10 protein-coding genes are annotated in these 20605 nt (G+C 23.6%); 5 read left to right on the plus strand and 5 right to left on the minus strand.

All coding sequences use genetic code 11. From position 1 onward, the window contains the following. Nucleotides 1-104 precede the first annotated feature (104 nt). Both KQY27_RS04965 and KQY27_RS04970 read left to right on the plus strand, forming a co-directional pair. Entirely contained in the window at nucleotides 105-1316 is a 1212-nt protein-coding gene (locus KQY27_RS04965; RefSeq protein ID WP_224425473.1) for an ammonium transporter, read from the plus strand. A 281-nt stretch (nucleotides 1317-1597) separates the two neighbouring features. Next, the gene (locus tag KQY27_RS04970; RefSeq protein ID WP_224425495.1) at nucleotides 1598-1936 is read left to right on the plus strand and encodes a P-II family nitrogen regulator; all 339 of its coding nucleotides are present in this window, start codon (nucleotides 1598-1600) and stop codon (nucleotides 1934-1936) included. Between the two features lie 335 nt (nucleotides 1937-2271). On the opposite strand, the gene KQY27_RS04975 is transcribed toward KQY27_RS04970, so the two are convergent. Further along, the gene (locus tag KQY27_RS04975) at nucleotides 2272-3345 is read right to left on the minus strand and encodes a Coenzyme F420 hydrogenase/dehydrogenase, beta subunit C-terminal domain (protein WP_224425474.1); all 1074 of its coding nucleotides are present in this window, start codon (nucleotides 3343-3345) and stop codon (nucleotides 2272-2274) included. Between the two features lie 762 nt (nucleotides 3346-4107). On the opposite strand from KQY27_RS04975, the gene KQY27_RS04980 reads away from it, so the two are divergent. After that, on the plus strand, nucleotides 4108-10395 hold the full coding sequence (locus KQY27_RS04980) for a DUF4011 domain-containing protein (RefSeq protein ID WP_224425475.1): 6288 nt from the start codon (nucleotides 4108-4110) through the stop codon (nucleotides 10393-10395). A 1281-nt stretch (nucleotides 10396-11676) separates the two neighbouring features. Continuing rightward, nucleotides 11677-12147, plus strand: coding sequence for a hypothetical protein (locus tag KQY27_RS04985; RefSeq protein WP_224425476.1), 471 nt, complete (start codon nucleotides 11677-11679; stop codon nucleotides 12145-12147). A gap of 97 nt (nucleotides 12148-12244) precedes the next feature. Here KQY27_RS04985 and KQY27_RS04990 read toward each other — a convergent pair whose 3' ends face one another. The 4 genes from KQY27_RS04990 to csa3 form a co-directional block, all read right to left on the minus strand. After that, complete coding sequence (locus KQY27_RS04990) at nucleotides 12245-13063, minus strand: DUF368 domain-containing protein (protein WP_224425496.1); 819 nt, start codon at nucleotides 13061-13063, stop codon at nucleotides 12245-12247. 560 nt (nucleotides 13064-13623) lie between these two features. Continuing rightward, the gene (locus KQY27_RS04995; protein ID WP_224425477.1) at nucleotides 13624-14304 is read right to left on the minus strand and encodes a DNA alkylation repair protein; all 681 of its coding nucleotides are present in this window, start codon (nucleotides 14302-14304) and stop codon (nucleotides 13624-13626) included. A 61-nt stretch (nucleotides 14305-14365) separates the two neighbouring features. After that, a complete protein-coding gene (gene uvrA / locus KQY27_RS05000; RefSeq protein WP_224425478.1) occupies nucleotides 14366-17335 on the minus strand; it encodes an excinuclease ABC subunit UvrA in 2970 nt (989 codons plus the stop codon). A gap of 804 nt (nucleotides 17336-18139) precedes the next feature. Continuing rightward, entirely contained in the window at nucleotides 18140-18733 is a 594-nt protein-coding gene (gene csa3 / locus KQY27_RS05005; RefSeq protein WP_224425479.1) for a CRISPR-associated CARF protein Csa3, read from the minus strand. A 1115-nt stretch (nucleotides 18734-19848) separates the two neighbouring features. Between csa3 and KQY27_RS05010 the strand changes: the two genes are divergently transcribed. Continuing rightward, entirely contained in the window at nucleotides 19849-20541 is a 693-nt protein-coding gene (locus tag KQY27_RS05010) for a DUF169 domain-containing protein (protein ID WP_224425480.1), read from the plus strand. The last annotated feature ends 64 nt before the right edge of the window (nucleotides 20542-20605 follow it).

Below are 20605 nucleotides of genomic sequence, written 5' to 3' on the forward strand. Positions count from 1 at the left end.
AATTATTTAGAAATTATATAAAAATAATTTTTAAACAAGACACTTTAATTTAAATTTTTTAAATTAATATTAAAAACTTAATATAATTTAAGGGTGATTTTTTTATGGAAGGTATATTGAATTCTGGAGATACTGCTTGGGTGCTTATTTCGACAATTTTAGTATTATTAATGAGTATTCCAGGAATTGCATTTTTTTATGGTGGCTTAGCTAAAAAGAAAAATGTTTTAAATACAATGTTTTTAACATTAATATCTTTTTCAATAGTAACTGTGATTTGGATAGCTTTTGGATATGAACTTGCTTTTGGACAATCAATTTCTGGATTTATAGGTCTTCCAACAAGTTTTATGATGGAAAATATAGGTATTAATTCAATTACTGGTACAATACCTACTTATGTCTATGTAGCATTTCAGCTAACATTTGCAGGTTTAACAGCTGCACTTATTTCTGGAGCTATTGTTGGAAGAATGAAGTTTTCTGCATGGATAGTTTTTGTAATTTTTTGGACAATAGGCGTTTATATCCCTATAACTCATTGGGTTTGGGGTGGCGGATGGTTAATGGATATGGGTGTAATTGATTTCGCTGGAGGAACTGTGGTAGAAATATGTTCTGGTTTGTCTGCTCTAGCATTAGCATTAATCATTGGAAAACGAAAAGATAGGAGTCTATTGCCTCATAACTTAGGTTACACAATTTTAGGTGCAGGATTCTTATGGTTTGGATGGTTAGGATTTAATGGAGGATCAGCTCTTACAGCAGGAGGATTAGCTGCTTCTGCACTTTTAGTAAGTAATCTTGCAGCTGCAATAGGTCTTATAACTTGGGTTTGTTTAGATATTTGGAAAGAAGGAAAACCTACAGTTCTTGGAGCTATTTCTGGTGCTATTTCTGCATTAGTTGCCATGACTCCTGCTGCTGGATTTGTAAATCCAACTGGTGCTGTAGTTATTGGTATTCTTGCTGCTGTATTTTCATATATAGCTATTAGTTATATTAAACCTCTTTTTGATTTTGATGATGCATTGGATGTTTTTGGAATGCACGGTGTCTCTGGAATATGGGGTACTATAGCTACAGGAATTTTTGCAGTTGCAGCTATTGGTGGTGTTTCAGGATTAATTGAAGGTAATGTTAATCAACTTATGATTCAGATAATAGCTACTATTGTTACTATGGTTTATGCATTCATAATGACATTGATTATAGGAAAAATAATTGATTGGGGAATTGGTTTAAGAGTTTCAGATAAAGAGGAAGTCGAAGGTTTAGATACACATATTCATGAAGAATCTGGGTATAGATTATAACCAATAAATCTTTATATTTAAATTATTAAAAAGTAATATTATAATAATCTAGAATAATAATTTAGAATAGCAATCTAGAATATTAATTTAGAATAATAATTTAGAATAGCAATCTAGAATATTAATTTAGAATATTAATTTAGAATAATAATTTAGAATAGTAATTTAGAAAAATTATTTATAAAAATATGAAAACTTTAAATCATTAAAAAAGAAATATACAATAAAAATAAAATAATAAACAATGATAATTTATATAAAATTATATGGGAGTGATTTTTATTAAAAGAATTATAGCTATTATTCGTCTAGAAAAATTAGAAGATGTTAAAAATTCCTTGGTAAAAATTGGTTGTAATGGTATGAATATATCTGAAGTTAAAGGAAAGGGTAGACAAAAAGGGTTAAAAGAATCTTATAGAGGTTCAGATTATTGCATTGAATTTCTTCCAAAAACCAAAATTGAAATTGTAGTAAATGATGAAGATTTAGATAAAGTTGTTGATACAATTGTTGATAGTGGACGAACTGGTGAAGTTGGTGATGGAAAAATTTTCATCTCAAATATTGAAGATGTAATAAGAATAAGAACTGGTGAAAGAGGAGAAAAAGCAGTTTAACTTTAAATTTATACTATAAACATTTGAATTTTTAATAATATTATCTTAATTATATTTTAAATATTCAAAAATTTATATAAAAAAGATATTTAATTAAATATCTTTTTAAATTTATTTTAAAACATTTTCAAATTTTTTCAAATTTTTAAATTTTTTTATTTATTTAATATATTCAAATTTATTTTAACTTATTTTAACTTATTTTAAACTATTTTCACCTATTTTAACATAATTTATCTATTTTTAGTTATCTAGTTTGTTCTAAGTTATTTTAAGATCATATATTATTTTAGTATTATATATTATTTAAAAAATATTTATTATTTAAAAAAATATTAGTTTTTTAAAGCCTTAAACCCAATTGGAGCAGTACTATATTTTGTTCCAGCTGCATCAATAACTTCTTGAACATCACTTGTAAGTTTAGATATAGGTTTCCATGGAATTTCTTCATCTTCACCTACAATGAATACATCATCAACTAATTTTTTATTAAGCAGATACATTAGAATTGAGGTAACAGCCCCACCATCTTGTCCTTCTATTTTATTAGATTTTACAGAGATAATATCTAAATAATCACCTAATGGTTTATTTTCTAAATCATCACTCATTATGTTTTTACTAAGATATGTTCTAGGACATGCAAAATAACATGCATGACAATCCTCTTCACAATTTCCATATTTTTGAGGTTTTCTATCATCAATTTGAATTATATTAGTTGGACAGACATATTCACAAGCTCCACATAATACACAAGCTCCTTCAGAAATAACATCACTTTCTAGATTTTCAAATTGACATTGATAAGATATTTTCTCAATTTCATCATCAGCTATTCTTCTTTTGTATAATACTGGTCTTGATACTACTTCTCGTTCCATAATATTGTTGAGATTATCTTTCTTCTTTTTAGAAGCTATTTTTTCAAGAAGACCTTTTCCTCCATCTGTTAAATGTTTAGTTTCGAAATATCCTTCTTTCTCAGCATCTTCTAAAATTTCTTTCCCTTTTTCAGTTCTTATTATAACAGTGGACCAACCTTTTGGAGATCCAAGTGAACCAACAGATATATCAGAAATATCTGATGTGTAATCAGTACAAATATCACAATTTTTCCTTTTAAATGATTCAGTAGCACTTAATGGAACTATGAAAGGATTATCATTTTTTAAGAAAACTTTAAATTTGTTTTCTTCAATCTTAAATCCTTCAACATCTTTTAAGTTAATATTATTATCTTCTAAAAATTTTTTTAAGTAAGTATATGAAAAGTTTTCCATACAAAATAAGCCTATTTTTAAATCTATAGGTGATCCACCAGTTTGTTCATCATATTCATTAATCTTAGTAGCAGCTAAAATTTGACAAGGAGTTCCAACAATAGCAGTTTTTTTGTCATTCATTATTTCACCTCTATCCCATATAATACTTAAAACCCTAATAACCAATATAATAATCAATAATTGAATATATTCATAAATTAATATAATCAATAAATAATATAAACAAAATTATATCTTATATATCAATCAGTAACTAAATAATTAAATGTAAATATAATATCTATTATAAAGAATATAAATTAATATGATTTTTATATTTAATTTTTGATATTTTTATAAATTTTTTATAATTTAATAATGAGAATATTTTTATATTTTATTTTTTCATGAATAATAAATTAATTAATAGAATTTATTAATAAAATTGGTTAATAAATTATTAAATTAAATACTCAAATTAATTACTCAAATAAAGTAATTACTCAAATTGAAAAATGAACAATTTCAAGCAATAATTAATATCTCTTTTATATAATTTAAATTTTTCTATTTATAAGTTATTTTAATGAATAATTTTCAAAAACTTAAAAAATTGATATTAATCATCAGAGGAATAAATATGATGATATAATATGTATATTTAATAAGAAATATGGAATTAAAATTAAAAATATATTAAATGTAAATCAAATATTTATTAATTATACATATAATGGTATTAATGTTTAAAATTATAATAGAATTGAACTAATAATATTTATCTAGCTTAAATAAAGCTGAAATGAATATTATCAGAAAAGTTTATTAATAATAGAGAAAATAAATAAATAATGTATTTATAATTAACTAAATTTAATTTAATTCTTAATATTTGTGATATAAATGGGAAAAACATCTTCAAATGATATAAAAAAGGAGTTTGAAAATCTTAGAAATAATCTTCTCGATTTAACATTGAGAAATCAGCTTCTAAACTTTAAACCTAGGTCAAAAACTATTGAAGTAGTTAATCAATCTCCTATGTCTGTTTATCAGACACTTATTTTACAAAAAAAGAAGATGCAATTTGTTCCAAATAAAAAAGATAGAAGATCTGTAAAAAATGATGAAGCTAATGATAATAAGAAATCAAGATTTTCTGCTCTATGGGAACATCCTCCAATTGATTTAAGTATATTTTCTGAAGGAGATAAATCATTGAAAGCTGATTTAACTCCAAATGAACTTCAAAAAAGGCTTTTTTATATAAATCAACAAGCTAATACAATGTTTCATGAGCAAGGTTATAATATATTATATTTAGCTATAGGGTTCTTAGAATGGAGAGATACTTTTAAACCTAATGATGTTCATGCAGCTCCATTGATTTTAATTCCAGTAACATTAGAACGTAAAAAAGTTGGAAAATCATTTTCTATTTATTGGAATGAAGAAGATTTACAAACAAATATTTCACTTCAAGCTAAGTTAGCTGAAGAAGATATTGAAATTCCTGAATTTAAAATAACATCATACATTGAAGGTGTTGAACACTATTTAAGAGATGTTAGAAACGCAGTAAACAAAAAAAGTAATTGGAAAGTTACAAAACATATATCTCTTGGATTTTTTTCTTTTACAAAATTTGTAATGTATAATGACTTAAATCCAGAAAGTTGGGAAGATAATGTTGATTTAACAAAACAAGAACTTATTGAAGCTATCTTTGATCCTAAAAAAAATAAACATGAGGTTTCATTTAAAGAGGAAGATATTGATAGAGAATTATTATATAAAGATATGTATCAAGTTCTTGATGCTGATTCTTCTCAAATAGCTGTTATTGAAGATGTTAAAGCAGGTAGAAATCTTGTTGTAGAAGGGCCTCCAGGAACTGGAAAGTCTCAAACTATTGTTAATATAATAGCTGAACTTCTTGCTTCTGAAAAAAGTGTATTATTTGTTAGTGAAAAAATGGCTGCTTTAGAAGTTGTAAAAAGCCGTCTTGATAGTGTTGGACTTGGTAAATTCGTTCTTGAATTACATAGTCATAAAACTAAACGAAAAAAACTTTTAAAAGAACTTCAAAAAGGTTTAAATGTTAGGTCAATGGATGATCTTGACATTAATCAGATACTTAGAAAATTAGAGACTCTTCGTAAACAACTAGATGATTATGCCGATATAATCCATAGGCCTTTATATGATGTTAAAATGTCACCATATGAGTTATATGGTATGAAAGAATCTGCTGAAGCTCATTTTGCTAGTAAAAAAATGAATAAAAATTCAGACAGTAGTAATATATTACCTCTTGTTAGATTTAAAGCTCCTGAAGATTACACTATTAAAGATCTAGATGATATGATTATAGATCTTGAAAATTTAGCTGAGCTCTATGGTACTATAGCTAATAATAATCCTTGGAGTAAATGTAATCCTAAAAGTCTACTTCCCTCTGATTTAAGAGAAATTGAAATGCTTATCAGTGATACTTTAGATTCTTTAAATGAATTTAATCTTGAATCTGAAAGATTACATGAGAATTTTGGTATTAAAACACCTCATACTTTAAGAGAATATGACAAAGCTTTAGAATCTCTAAAATTATTAGATGACAAGAATATTCAGCTTATAGATAGTTCTGTTCTAACAAATAAAGTTTGGATTGATGAACCTCGGAAAGCTAATGAACTTATTGAAAAATTAGAAGAATATCAAATGACTTCAAGAGCTATTGACAAATTTAATGATCATATTCTCACAGAAAATTTAGATAATTTAATCAATGATCTTGAAAAAGAAACTAATAAACGGTTTAAATTATTTGGAGGTAAAAATTATAAAGATGAACTTGAATATCTTTATAAAAATAATGTTCCTAATAATAAACAAGCTCTAAGTGATCTTCAATTAGTTAAAGAACATATTGTTTTTAGAAAAGAAATACATAAATTAGATGATATTGGTTTAGAGTATTTTGGTGAATTGTGGCATTTAGATGCTTCAATAGTTGATTTAAAAGAAGCAAGTAATTGGATAAGAAAGTTTAATCATCTATTGAAAGAAGGAATATATAATAAAAGTACTATTAACTTACTTTCAAATTCTCTATTTGATATAGATTCAAAAAGTGAAATTAATGATTATCTCAATTCTGCAGATAAATTTGTAAAAAATCTATCAAAATTAGAATCAAAATTGAATCCTAGAAGTAAATTAATATTTAAAAAAGAAACTAAAGATGTTCCTCTTGAAAAATGGGAAAAACAACTAAATTTATGGAGAGGTCAAATTTCAAGTTTGCATCTTTGGTCTCAATATTTAAATACTAAAAATGTATGCTTATCTACTTCAGCAAAATTATTTGTTGATATAATCGAAAAAAGAAATATTAAAAAAGATGATGTAAAATCATTAGTTTTAGGAAATTTTGCTGATAGCTTATTGAATATAATTTTTGCTGAAAATCAACCTTTAGCTACTTTTATTGGAGAATTACATCAAAATAAGATTTCAGAATTTGAAGAGTTAGATTCAAAAATAATACAACTTAATAGAAGAAGAATTTTTCAAAAACTCAATAAAAAGACTCCAAAGGTTTTTGGAGCAGCTGAAAACCCAGAAGCTAAAACTTTAGCTGGAGAGTTTACTAGGAAAAGAGGACATCTTCCTGTTAGAACTCTTCTTGAAAAATCTGGAGGAATTATAAAACAAATTAAACCTTGTTTTATGATGAGTCCATTATCTATTGCTCAATATTTAGATCCTACTAATCCTAAATTACAATTTGATGTTGTAATATTTGATGAAGCAAGTCAAGTTAAACCAGAAGATGCTCTTGGAGCATTTATGAGAGCAAAAAGTGCTGTTGTTATGGGAGATACTCAACAATTACCTCCTACTTCTTTTTTTGATCAGATGACTGATATTGGTGATATGGAGGAAGTAGCTACTGCATTAGATATGGAAAGTATACTTCATCTATGTAAACTTTCTTTTCCAGTAAAAATGTTAAAATGGCATTATAGAAGTCGTCATGAATCTCTTATAGCTGTTTCAAATAAAGAATTTTATGATGATGAATTATTAGTCTATCCTTCTCCTTCTCATAATACTGAAGAATTAGGATTAAAATTTAAACATGATAATAGTACTATATATGAAAGAGGAAAATCTTCTGCAAACCCACTTGAAGCAAGAAATGTTGTTAAAGAGATATTTAAACATTTTAATAAATATGGTGATACTAAAAGTTTAGGTGTTGGAACATTTTCTGTTGCACAAATGAATGCCATTCTCGAAGAACTAGAAATTGAAAGAAAAATGCATCCTGAACTAGAACATTTATTTTCAGATAAAATGAAAGAAAGATTCTTTGTTAAAAATCTTGAAACAATTCAGGGCGATGAGAGGGATGTTATTTTAATTAGTGTAGGTTATGGATTTGACCAAAATCAGAGAATGTCTCTTAATTTCGGCCCTTTAAATCAAGATGGTGGAGAAAGAAGATTAAATGTACTTATAACTCGTGCAAGAGAGAAATGTATTGTATTTTCTAATTTCAAAGCCCATGATATGCATCTTACAGCTAATCCTCCATTTGGTGTAAAAGCTTTAAAAGAATTTCTAGAATATGCAGAAAATATATCTTATGGAAATAATTTAAGGAAAACTGAATCAGAAGAACCTTTCGAAGATGCTATTTACAAATTTTTAAAGGATAATGGTTATGAAGTTCATAAACAAGTAGGTTGTGCTGGATTCAGAGTTGATTTAGCTATTGTAGATGAAAACAATCCTGGTAAATATATTGTTGGTATTCAATGTGATGGGAAAAATTATTCTTCATCAAAAGTAGCTAGAGATAGGGATCGTCTTAGAGGACAAGTTTTAAATGGATTAGGTTGGAATTTATATCACCTATGGTCAACTGACTGGTATAGAAACAGAGATCTGACCAGCGAGAAATTATTGAAAAGTATTGAAAAAATTAAAATCAATTCATTTATTGAAGAAGTTAAATCAATGAAAATTCAGAAAATACCTTCAAAAAATGATGATTTAACTATTGTTAATCCGATTGATGATGATTTTGATGAATCTCAAGATAAAGTTCAAGATGAAGAAATTGATACTAAAATTCTAAATAATACTGAAGATATAAATGAATTAGATATTAATTTGAGTGATTCAAATATTCAAGATTCATCTATTATTAATGAAATTGATGAAAGTATTGAAATAGATGAAAAAAATGGAATTGAAAATAAATATGAAAGAAAAATAAACTCTAATCAGGATTTTAACAACGACAATCTCGATAAAGAAACTATAATTGCTTCAATTGAAAAAAATGAAGAAGATGATGATGAAAATAATGAAGAAAAAATCGATGAAGAAATAATTAATAGAGATATTGAAGAAAAAAATGAAGAAATCATTAAAAAAGAAATTGAAGAAAAAATACAAAAAAATATAGAAAATGATATCTCTTATGAAAATTCTGATAGAAATACTGAAACTTCTTCTGATAATGATAAATTAAATAATTTAACTAAAAAACCTAAAATTAGGTTTAGATCTCACTTAAATGATGATTTAATCCTGGATTCTGCTGATAATGGTAGACACAGAGAAAGTAATTCTAATTATGATTCAATTATTGAAGAAAAAAATAACATTTCAACCAATAATTTAGTAGTAGAATCTGAATCTAAAAATCAAAAAGATATGGTTGATACATCTGATTATGAGCTTGAAAAAGAAATTAATAAAGTTCTTGGAGAAAATGATGAAGATTCTGTGATTGGAATTAATGATAATTATCAAAATATTTCTCAAACTAAAGAAAGTGCTGTTTTTACTGAATACGAAGATATAGAATTAAAAAATTCAACTAATAATAATAGTAATAATAAAGATGTAAATAATAGTAATAGTTATAATAATTATATCAATAATAATCTTGATAATTCAAATAATTATGTTGATAATGATTATAATAATAATGATCAGACTGTTAATGTTGAAAATAACGGAAATTATCAAGATATTGATTCTTTCGAAGAAAATGACAATGAAATTGTTGAAGATTTAGATGGAATCAATGTATATGAGGGGATATCTGATTTTGACAATCCATTGAGGAGAAATACTCTTAATTATATTAAAAATAATAGTAATAATAATAATTTTCAATCTCAAAATATTAGAGATAGAATGAAATCTGTTTCTGAATCTATTAATGAAATTAAAAACGAAGTAAAATATATTAATAAATCATTAAAGGAAATCGAAAATCCAACTGCTCCAAAAAATGTTGTTGTAATTGATCGAACCAAAAATATTTCTGATGATTTTGAATTAGATGAAGATATTATTAACTCTAATGTTGTTTCTAACAATTACGCTGATAATGATAAAGAAAATCTAGATTCTAATGGAAATAAATTCTTAAATAAAAATTTAAGTAAAGATTTAAATAAAGAATTAAGCAATGATTTAAGTAATGATTTAAATGAAGATTTAGAAGATATGATTCAAGATCTCAATACCGATTATATTGAAATTGAAAAAGAAAGAAACAAAGAATCAAACAAATTGAAAGAGATTGATTCTACTAAAAATCTTAGTAAAAATGTTAATATTGATGATTTAATCATTCCTTATGAAACTACAAAAAATATTCCTTTAGATAATATTGATGAATTTTATAAATTAACAGATTCTGATTATATGGATATCATAATAAAAATTGTTGAATTTGAAGGTCCAATACATATTAAAGATTTTATTATTAGAATTAAAGAAACATGTGACCTTAAAAGAGCAGGACCTAAATTTAAAGATAAGATTAATCAAGGAATATCTCTTGCTGAAAATAATGGACAAATTATTCTCATTGAAGACTTTTTATTCCCATTAAATTGGTCAAGTGTTCCTGTGAGAAAAAGAAAATCACCTAATATTGATTTAATTTCTAATGAGGAAATTGAAGAAAATATAAAATTGATTTTAAACTTTATAACTCCTATTGAATCAAAAGAACTTATAAAAAATGTATCTAGAAATTTTGGATTTAAATCCACTTCTAAAAAAACAGCTACTAAAATTAACACGGTTCTAGATTATATGCTTGCTAATGGGTCTATTAATAATTTTAATGGAAAAATTGAAATTTCTAGTTAATAATTTTAATTTTTTATTTTAATAGTTATTTTAATATTTTTTATTTTTAATATATAATTATATTTTATTTTATATTAATGAAATTAATAATAAATAATTATTACTATACTATATAAAATATATTATTATTAAATTATTTTGATTTATTAAAAACTATTAGAAATTATTAAAAATACATAAAAATGAGTTTAGATTAATATCCAAAAAATAATTTAAAAATGGAACAAACTTAAGTAATAAAAAAAAATTTTATTTTACTTTTTTAAACATACGATTTAAGGGGGGGTGAATATGTATGATTAACTTAAGTTCGTTCCAAAGATTTGAATAAGTTTTCAAACCCATTATTAAATTTAATGTTTAAGTATATAAATCTTTTGATTTTAATACATTTATTATTCACATTAGCTATTTTTATGTTATATATGTTGATAATTCGTTTAATGTCAATAGTTAGATAAACCTTATAGATATTTTCTGAATGGTATATATACATTATGAAATATTAATAATTAAATATATTATTATAAATTTTATATAAATTATTGATAGTTAGTATTTACATTAAACTTTATTATATTATTATATAATATTTTCACTTTTTAATTTGATATATTTCTAACAAATTTTTTTATTAATTATTTTTTAAAATATATTAAAATTAATTTTTTATAAAAATTATCATTTTAATAAAAATGAAAAATAAAGTATTAATTAGATTTTCTAAAAAATTTAATAATAAAATTATTTTATGTAATACTATTGATTTTTTTAGAATATATAATAATAAAATTATAATAAGTATTATAGATGAATTTCAAGTGTAAAATTTTATCTTTTTTTGAAATAAAATAATATAGGTCAAAAATGGCATAAATTATATCTTATATCTATATGTTCCCATCAATTTATGCATGTTTTGAACAATTTTTAATTGAATATTAATTTTACTTCGTTAAACCACGGTTTAACGAACTAAATTTAATAAATTTTTATAAATTTGTAATAATAATAAAATTTTAAAAATAAACATATAATGTAATTTTTTAATATTTTTAATATTTTTTTTTTTTTTTTTAAAAAAAAATGAAATTTTAAAATGAAATTAATAAATGAAATTTTAAATAATAATTGATAAAAATGTTTTTTGCAAAAAAATAAAATAAAATAAATTATAAATTAATATTATAAAAATAATTATAATTTAATAAAAAATAAAAAATTTTCTATATTATTTAAAACTAAAACTTATAATAATTAAAAATATATTGGAGAATTATAATGAACATTGAAAAACAAATCGAAAATTTTACAAAAATTAAAGAAAATATTATAGATGACGTTTCTACTAATATAGAAAGTAGTAATCCTAATATAGCAATATTTAAACGGATTCCTGATGAAAATTATTTCTATCCATATAATAAGGCTGCTTTAAATTACAGTCTAGAAGTTATTAATAAAAATCTTAAAAAAATTAAATCAAAGGTTGAATTTAAATTTTTAGAAAAACAAGAGAAAGATTTATTAATATCAGATTTTTATCAGTTAATTGATAATTTCAAAAAAATTAATATAAAAAATAAAGGCAAAATTAATATTGATTCTAATATAATGGTTTTCCAATTATCAAATGGTAAATTAAATCCATTAAATGAAAATTCAAAACTGAACCTTTATAATATCTATGATTTGATGTCAAATACTCCAAACACTAATAAAATTTTATGGAAAAAATTGAAGATAGTTTAAATTCAAATGAAATTATATTTAAATAAAAACTATCTAAATATATAACCTCAAATATACTATATCCGAATATATTGTCCTAATATAAATTTTGATTTAATTATTCAATATATTTAAATTTCTTTTCAAGTAAAACAATCAAAACAAATCCTATAATCATTAAAATAATGCAAATAGCTATATCAATAGGAGATGTCCCGATATTTGTTGTTATTTGATTAAAAGGTATTCTAAGTGTTCCTATCATTACTCCAATTAAAAGTGCTAAAGTTATTTCTTCATGGTGTTGTAATAAATAATCTAATAATTTAGAAAATCCTAAAATACCAATTAATGCTCCAATACAAAAAGTTATGATTTCTGTCCAACTAAATGTATTTAATGCATTTAACATATATCCATATTGTCCTAACAACAATAAAATAAAAGCTCCAGAAATTCCTGGAAGAATCATAGCACAAATAGCTATCATACCAGAGAAAAATAATATTGGTAATGTGTGATTTGTTGCAATAGGATTTAATCCTACAAAAATAAATGCTAAAATAAATCCAATTATAGAAATTATTATAATTTTAGGAGAAAAATGTACAACTTGTGTATATAAAACATAAGCTGATGCTAGAATTAAACCTAAAAAGAAAGCAAATGTAAAAGCTGTGTATTCTTCTAATAAAATACCAATTACTTTAGATAACGTTAACATAGCTATTGCTATTCCTAAGAGAAGGGGAATAAATAATTGAAAATCTATTTCATCAAGAAATTCTCTTTTAAAGCCTGATATATCTCCTTTAAAAAGATATTTAATGAATTTGAAATTAATTTTCCCAATTGCATGAACAAGTCTTTCGTATATTCCTGTAATTAATGCAATAGTCCCTCCAGATACTCCAGGGATAATATCAGCAGATCCCATAAATAATCCTCTTAAAAATATAAGTAAAGATTCTATCAGTTTATTCTTCATTGTTACACTCACTAATCATTGTATTATATTTAATATCATCATATAAATATTATTATTATTATTATTATTATTATTTATTGTTTATATTTTCTATCGCTTAAATTTATAATATATTAATTATTTTTTGATTTAAATATTATATTAATTCTATACTATTAATTAGTCATAGATAGATAATAAACTCTAAAATTTATTTATTTAATTTATATAATTATTTTTATTAATTTATATTTATATATTTTCATTAAAATTAATTATTTTAGATAAATATGAGTATAAAATAAATATGAAAGTTAATAATTAATATATTATAATAAATATTTATAAAAATTAAATAATGAACTAAATAATAAATTAAATAACAAGCTAAATATCAATTATTGTTAAATTTGATATTAAAATATATAAAATAGAAAAATAAAGATTCATAATTCATTATTTAGAATAATTAAATACAAGGAATTCTTAATAATGAAATTAAATAAATATGGTCAATTTAAAAATAAAAATTATTTATTATTTAGTTTTTCTTGAATTTTTTCACTTTTTAACTCTTTTAAAGCATTTTTTGCAATCCAATGTGCACTTTTTGAATCAATTTTATCTATTTTTTCAGCTTTTTCAATAGCTAATTTATTTAGTTTCAAATTCCTTTTACCAATTTGTCGAAGAGCCCAATTTACAGATTTTTTGACCATTTTTCTATTATCAGTTGATTCTCTTTCAATTAATTCCATTAATTCAATGAATGTTTCATCGGTTTTTTTCTTATCATGGACAGCTAAAACAGCAATTAAAGAAAACCCTGAACGTTTCACAAATTCTTTTTCTTCTTCAGTCCATTGATACACTTTATCATATGCAAATTCAGTTTTTCTAAATAAATTTATACAACATTGATCTGTAATTTCCCAGTAATCAAAATCATTAGCCCAATGATCCATTTGTTCTGAAGTAACTTCTTTAGGGTCATCAACAAGGGAGGCCAATATTCTAGTTTCACGATTATTTATTTTCCATAAATCTAATGCTAGTTTATGATTATTTTTATAATTTTTAGCTATTTTTTTAATAACAGGCATTCTTAAACCATATGTATGATTTGGATCTATTCCAAATCTTTTCATACCTTCAATTTCATTAGGGTTAGATAACTTTTCAAATGTAGAAATTATTTCTGAAACTTCCATTAAATCCCTCTATTATTATCAGATATAATAAATAAAAAAAATTATTATAATACATTATTGCTTATTTGCTCATTTTTTCTTCAACTAATTCTTTAGCTAGAGGAGTTATGTTTTCATTTAAAATATCCTTTAAGAATTCACCAGTATATGTTCCAGATTTAGCTATTTCTTCAGGAGTGCCTTGGGCAACAATTTCTCCCCCACCATCTCCACCTTCTGGACCAAGATCAATAATATGATCAGCTGTTTTAATCACATCTAAATTATGCTCAATAACAACAATTGAATTACCAGAATCAGTTAATCTTCCAAGGACCCCAAGTAATCTTTTGATATCGTCAAAATGTAGTCCAGTTGTAGGTTCATCAAGAATATATAGAGTTTTTCCAGTACTTTGTTTAGATAACTCTTTAGCTAATTTAATTCTCTGAGCTTCGCCTCCAGATAATGTTGTAGCTGCTTGGCCTATTTTTATATATCCTAGTCCAACATCATATAATGTTTGAAGTTTTTTCTTTATTTTAGGAATATTTTCAAAGAATTCAAGAGCTTCTTCAACAGTCATTTCAAGGACTTCATATATGTTTTTACCTTTGTATCTAATGTCAAGAGTTTCATCATTATATCTTTTTCCCTTACAGACTTCACATGGAACATAAACATCAGCTAAAAAGTGCATTTCGATTTGAATTATTCCATCTCCAGAACAAGCTTCGCAACGGCCACCTTTCACATTAAAACTAAATCTTCCAGGTTTATAACCTCTAGCTTTTGCTTCAGGAGTTTCTGCAAATAATTCTCTAATATGTGTAAAAAGTCCGGTATATGTAGCAGGATTAGATCTTGGTGTTCTTCCAATTGGTGTTTGATCAATAACAATTATTTTATCAATATTTTCAGCACCTTCAATGCTATCATGTTTTCCTGCATAAGTATGTTTATTGTTTAAAATTCCATTTAAACCTTTATTTAAAACTTGATTAATAAGAGAACTTTTACCTGAACCAGAAACACCAGTTACACAAGTAAATACTCCAAGAGGAATATCAACATTAACATTTTTTAAGTTATTTTCAGTTGCACCTTTAATTGAAATAAATTTACCATTACCTTTTCGTCTAGTATTATTAATAGGAATTGCTTCTTTTCTTGATAAATATTTACCAGTAACAGAATCAACAGATTCCATAATTTCAGTTGGTGTACCTTGAGCAACAATTTTTCCACCATGTTCTCCTGCACCAGGACCAATATCAACTATATAATCTGCTGAAAGGATAGTTTCCTCATCATGTTCAACTACAATTAGAGTGTTTCCTATATCTCGAAGTCTTTTTAGGGTTTCGATTAGTTTAACATTATCTCTTTGATGAAGACCAATACTAGGTTCATCTAATATATATAAAACCCCAACTAATCCTGATCCAATTTGTGTGGCTAATCGAATTCTCTGAGCTTCACCTCCAGATAAAGTTCCTGAAGATCTTTCCATTGAAATATAATCAAGACCAACATCCACAAGGAATTTTAATCTTTCTCTTATTTCCTTTAAAACTTCTTTAGCAATATATAACTCTCTTTCATTGAGTTCTATGGTTTTAAAGAATTTATAACAATCTTTTATAGGCATAGAAACTACTTCAGAAATTGATTTATCTGCAACTGTTACAGATAAAGCTTCAGGACGAAGACGTTTTCCTTTACATACATGACAAGCATGATCACTCATAAATTTTGAGATATAACTACGAGAATAATTAGATTTAGTTTCTAAATAATGTCTTTCCATCCTATTAATTACGCCTTCAAATTTCCTATTAACCCTATATGATTTATTTCTTCGTTTAAAATTAAATGAAATTTTATCTTTTGTACCATAAAGAATTGCATTTTGTTCTTCTTTTTTTAAGTCTTTAAATGGTGTGTCCATCGAAAATCCAAGATGATTAGCTACTGAAGAGAGCATTTGGTGATAATAATTATCCTTACTTCCCTTTGATCTACTCCATGGAACTATAGCTCCTTCATTTATAGAAAGTTCAGGGCGAGGAACAATAAGATCAGGGTCCATTTCCATTTTACTACCAATGCCTTTACATTCTGGACAAGCACCTTGAGGACTGTTAAAAGAAAACATTCTAGGAGTAAGTTCTTCAAAGTTTATTCCACAATCAACACATGCAAAATGTTCTGAGAAAACTTTTTCGTAATGACTTTTTTGAGTTTTTAAATTAGTTTTTTTGTTTGTGCTTTCATTTGAATCATTATTTTCTATATCTGATTGTTTATCAAAAAGAACATTAACGATACCTTCACCAAATTCAAGTGCAGTTTCTAAAGAATCTGCTAAACGTCTTTGAAATTCAACATCTTCTCTAATTATTAGTCTATCAACTACAACTTCAATTGTATGTTTAGTATTTTTATTTAACTTAATATCATCTTCAAGATCTTTAACTTCCCCATCAATTCTTACTCTAACAAAACCTTTATTTCTAAGATTTTCAAAGATTTTTTTGTGTTCTCCCTTTCTATCTTTTATTATAGGACCTAAAACTTGAATTTTAACTTTTTCAGAGTCTTTACTTTCTTCAATAATATTTTCAACTATTTGACCTATGGTTTGTGGAGCAATTTCTTTTCCACATTTATAACAATGAGGAGTACCAATTCTTGCAAAAAGAAGACGAAGATAATCATATATTTCAGTAATTGTACCAACAGTTGAACGAGGGTTCATTTTTGTGGTTTTTTGATCAATAGATATTGCTGGTGACAATCCTTCTATGTAATCAATTTCTGGTTTTTTCATCTGTCCTAAAAATTGCCTTGCATAAGCAGATAAAGATTCAACATATCTACGCTGTCCTTCAGCATAAATAGTGTCAAATGCTAATGAAGATTTTCCAGAACCACTTAATCCAGTGATAACTACAAATTCATCCCGAGGAATAGATAAATCTAAATTTTGGAGATTATGCTCCCTAGCACCTTTTAATATAATCTCCTTTTTATTTGAGTTTTTATTCATTATTCTTCTCCTTCCTTTTCTTAATTAGCTTATTAATATAATTATTATAAGATTTTATATTAAAATATATTATTATTCTACCATTATTATTATTATTATTATTATTATTCTAAAACCTATATTAATAAAAACCATTTTCAAAATAAAAATATAAGTAATTTATAGATGTTTAATCAGTTATTATATAATTTAATTTTTATTAAAATTATTATTTAATTCATTATTTAAGTTATAATTTAACTTATCTTTTTAATTTATGATATAATTTATTGATATTAGGGATATTAAACGATTAATAAATAATATATAATTTAATATTCAATTATAATATAAAAAAATAATATTTGTAAAATAGTATATAATATTATATAATACAAACATTATAAACTTTTCTATATAAAGTGAATAATTGATAAATATTTAATCTAAGATTATTTTATTTATAATAATTTAAGTTTATCAAATTATATATTCAATAATATTAGTTTATATTATTCAATATAATAATATTGAGGTAGCTAATGAAAAGTAATATAATAAAATTTAATTCACGATATTCAAAGGATTAAAATTTTGATTGAATACATATAATTAAAATACATAGAAATAAAATACATATATTTAATTACATCAAATTTAAATAAATCAAGTTAAAATGCATAGAATTAAAATCAAAGAATCAATTAGTATTTATCTTATATAAAATATAAAAAAGTATTTTTTATTATTAATTATTATTTAATTAAAAAAAGCAATCAAATGGTTTTAAATAAAACCATTTGTTATATATTAATCATTAAAAGATTATACAATAGCTAATCTTCCAGCTGTAGTAATTTCTAAATTATCTTTTTCTATAAGGCCCATATCCCTTAATTCTCTGATATGATTGTATGTCATGCCTCTACTGATATCTATTTCAGTTGATAATTGTTTAACTGAATTACAACCTTCTATTAAGCATTTTAAGATATCTTTTTTAGTAGAAGATATTCCGTATTTAAGAATAGGTAAATCAATTACTTCTTTTTTAGAATTATCTACAAATACAATCCTATCAACAAATTGGTGTTTGCCATATGCTCCAAATAATGTTCCTAAAGCTTGAGGTCTTTCTCCACCGCTAATGTTAACAACAATTTTGTTTCCACGATCTTTTTCTTTTTCTATAGTTGTTGCAACAGCTCCAGCAATTTTCACTGGATCATTAGAATCGGTTTCATGTGATTTAATATCAATAAATCTTCCGAAAGCATTTGCTAAAGTTTCTTCACTTTCTTTCATGACATCAGAAGCATTATCTTCAGTTAAAAGTAAAACTCTTTTTGGAGAGAATTTAGTTATACATATCATTACTGGTTCTACATCATATATTGTGGATATAAGAGTTGTCTCCATCTTACCACCCCTTAATTTTTATTGTAATATTTTTCATATTTAAAATATTATTTTTATATATTTTATTCATTATTTTTTATTTTTACTAAATTACCTTATAATATTTAATCATATAGCTAAAATTCATATAATTAATATATAATATAATAGATTAATTAAATTAAATACCATTTTTAAGTTGTATTATACTAGTTTACCATACTTTTTCTTCATTAATATATCTATTTTATATATCATTTTTATAATATCTCTTAAATTAGAACTCCGTATTAATAAATGACTTGATAAAATATTAATTCTTAATATTAAATATTTAATCTTAATTTATTATATATAAATTAAACAAATGATATTTTATATATAAACGTAAAATTTCATTTTGTTTATTTAAGAATACTTTGTAGACTACCTAATATTAATATTAAAGTCAATAGATATATGTTTTCATTCTTCATATTGACCCCCCACAGACCACATATTAAACTATATATATAGTTTAATCATATATAAAGATATTGTCTAATCAAAGATTATAGTAAAACCTATTTTTGTTAAAATATATTGTCAATTTAATAAAATTTGTTATCGATAAATGTAAATTGTTTTTATTAAATAATGAATAAAATAATTGATAAGTCTATATACATTCTATAATAACGATAGTTTGTTTGTTTTATTTAATATATAAATTTATTGTTCAATGTAAAATATATAATGTTAAATAAATAAAATTATTTGATATAATTTATGCTTTATTAATAAGATTTAACTAAATATTAATATAATTTTTATCAATTAATATGATAATTTTTAAATATTCTGTAAATATATACATTTTATTGAAATTATATATTATTTAAAATATAAAACAAATAAATATACAATTGAATATTAATAATATAAAAAATTATTAAGAATTATTAAAAACTATTAAAAAAATTTAATCAAATAAAAGTTATAACAAAAATAACTAATAGTAACTAACTATAACTAACTATAACTAATTAGAATAATTTAATCATTTTTATATAATTTAAAATAATTAGAAATTATATTAATAATTAAATATAAATAATTAAAAATATAATATTTTATTGATTTTTAAGGTGATGGATATGGAAGAGAGTATTAAAACAAATGAACTTGAAAATAACCAATATTTTTCTCAAATGTTAAAAGAAGATTTGAATATTAAAACTAGTCCTGTAGCTATAAAATTTATACTACATAAAGAAGATATTCCACAAAAAATTGAAAAAATTGGGGAAAAAATGAGACATTGTGAAATGGTTCAAAAAGCTGCAAATGGAGCTATATTTTATAGTACTTCATCTGAACAATTATGTAAAGGAGGGTCTGCAGCTATTGGATTAGAAAAATTACCTGAAAAACTCGATTCTGGAGAATTTTATTATAATTTAGGAAGATTTAAATCATTAGGATCTGCAAAAAGAACCATTGATTCAGTCCCTAAAATTAATCTCAATGTTTATGCAATAATTTATATGCCTTTAGAAAAAGCTGATTTTATCCCAGATGTGGTTGTTATTATTGGAAGCCCTGTTCAAGCCATGAAAATTACTCAGGCTATAGTTTACACATTAGGTGGAAGAGTTGAATCCGACTTTTCAGGAATTCAATCAGTATGTGCCGATGCTGTTGCAAGACCCTTTATTAGTAAAAGAGCCAATATAACTATGGGTTGTAGTGGTTCTAGACAAAATGCAGACATTAAAAATGAAGAACTTATAATAGGATTAAATGGAGAAAATTTAGGTTGTACAGTAAATGCTTTAAATAGTATTTAATTATATTATAAATAGATATTTTTAAAAATATTATTATTATTATTATTTTTAATATTTTTATTAC

The sequence above is a fragment of the Methanobrevibacter sp. TMH8 genome (genome assembly GCF_020148105.1).
Classification (GTDB): Archaea; Methanobacteriota; Methanobacteria; order Methanobacteriales; family Methanobacteriaceae; genus Methanobinarius.

Excerpts from the sequence above, each read along its gene's own strand:
- csa3 (WP_224425479.1), bottom strand. The coding sequence starts at position 18,733 with ATGGAGACAACTCTTATATCCACAATATATGATGTAGAACCAGTAATG.
- KQY27_RS04990 (WP_224425496.1), bottom strand. The coding sequence starts at position 13,063 with ATGGGATCTGCTGATATTATCCCTGGAGTATCTGGAGGGACTATTGCA.
- KQY27_RS04995 (WP_224425477.1), bottom strand. The coding sequence starts at position 14,304 with ATGGAAGTTTCAGAAATAATTTCTACATTTGAAAAGTTATCTAACCCT.
- KQY27_RS05010 (WP_224425480.1), top strand. The coding sequence starts at position 19,849 with ATGGAAGAGAGTATTAAAACAAATGAACTTGAAAATAACCAATATTTT.
- KQY27_RS04975 (WP_224425474.1), bottom strand. The coding sequence starts at position 3,345 with ATGAATGACAAAAAAACTGCTATTGTTGGAACTCCTTGTCAAATTTTA.
- KQY27_RS04980 (WP_224425475.1), top strand. The coding sequence starts at position 4,108 with ATGGGAAAAACATCTTCAAATGATATAAAAAAGGAGTTTGAAAATCTT.
- KQY27_RS04985 (WP_224425476.1), top strand. The coding sequence starts at position 11,677 with ATGAACATTGAAAAACAAATCGAAAATTTTACAAAAATTAAAGAAAAT.
- KQY27_RS04965 (WP_224425473.1), top strand. The coding sequence starts at position 105 with ATGGAAGGTATATTGAATTCTGGAGATACTGCTTGGGTGCTTATTTCG.
- uvrA (WP_224425478.1), bottom strand. The coding sequence starts at position 17,335 with ATGAATAAAAACTCAAATAAAAAGGAGATTATATTAAAAGGTGCTAGG.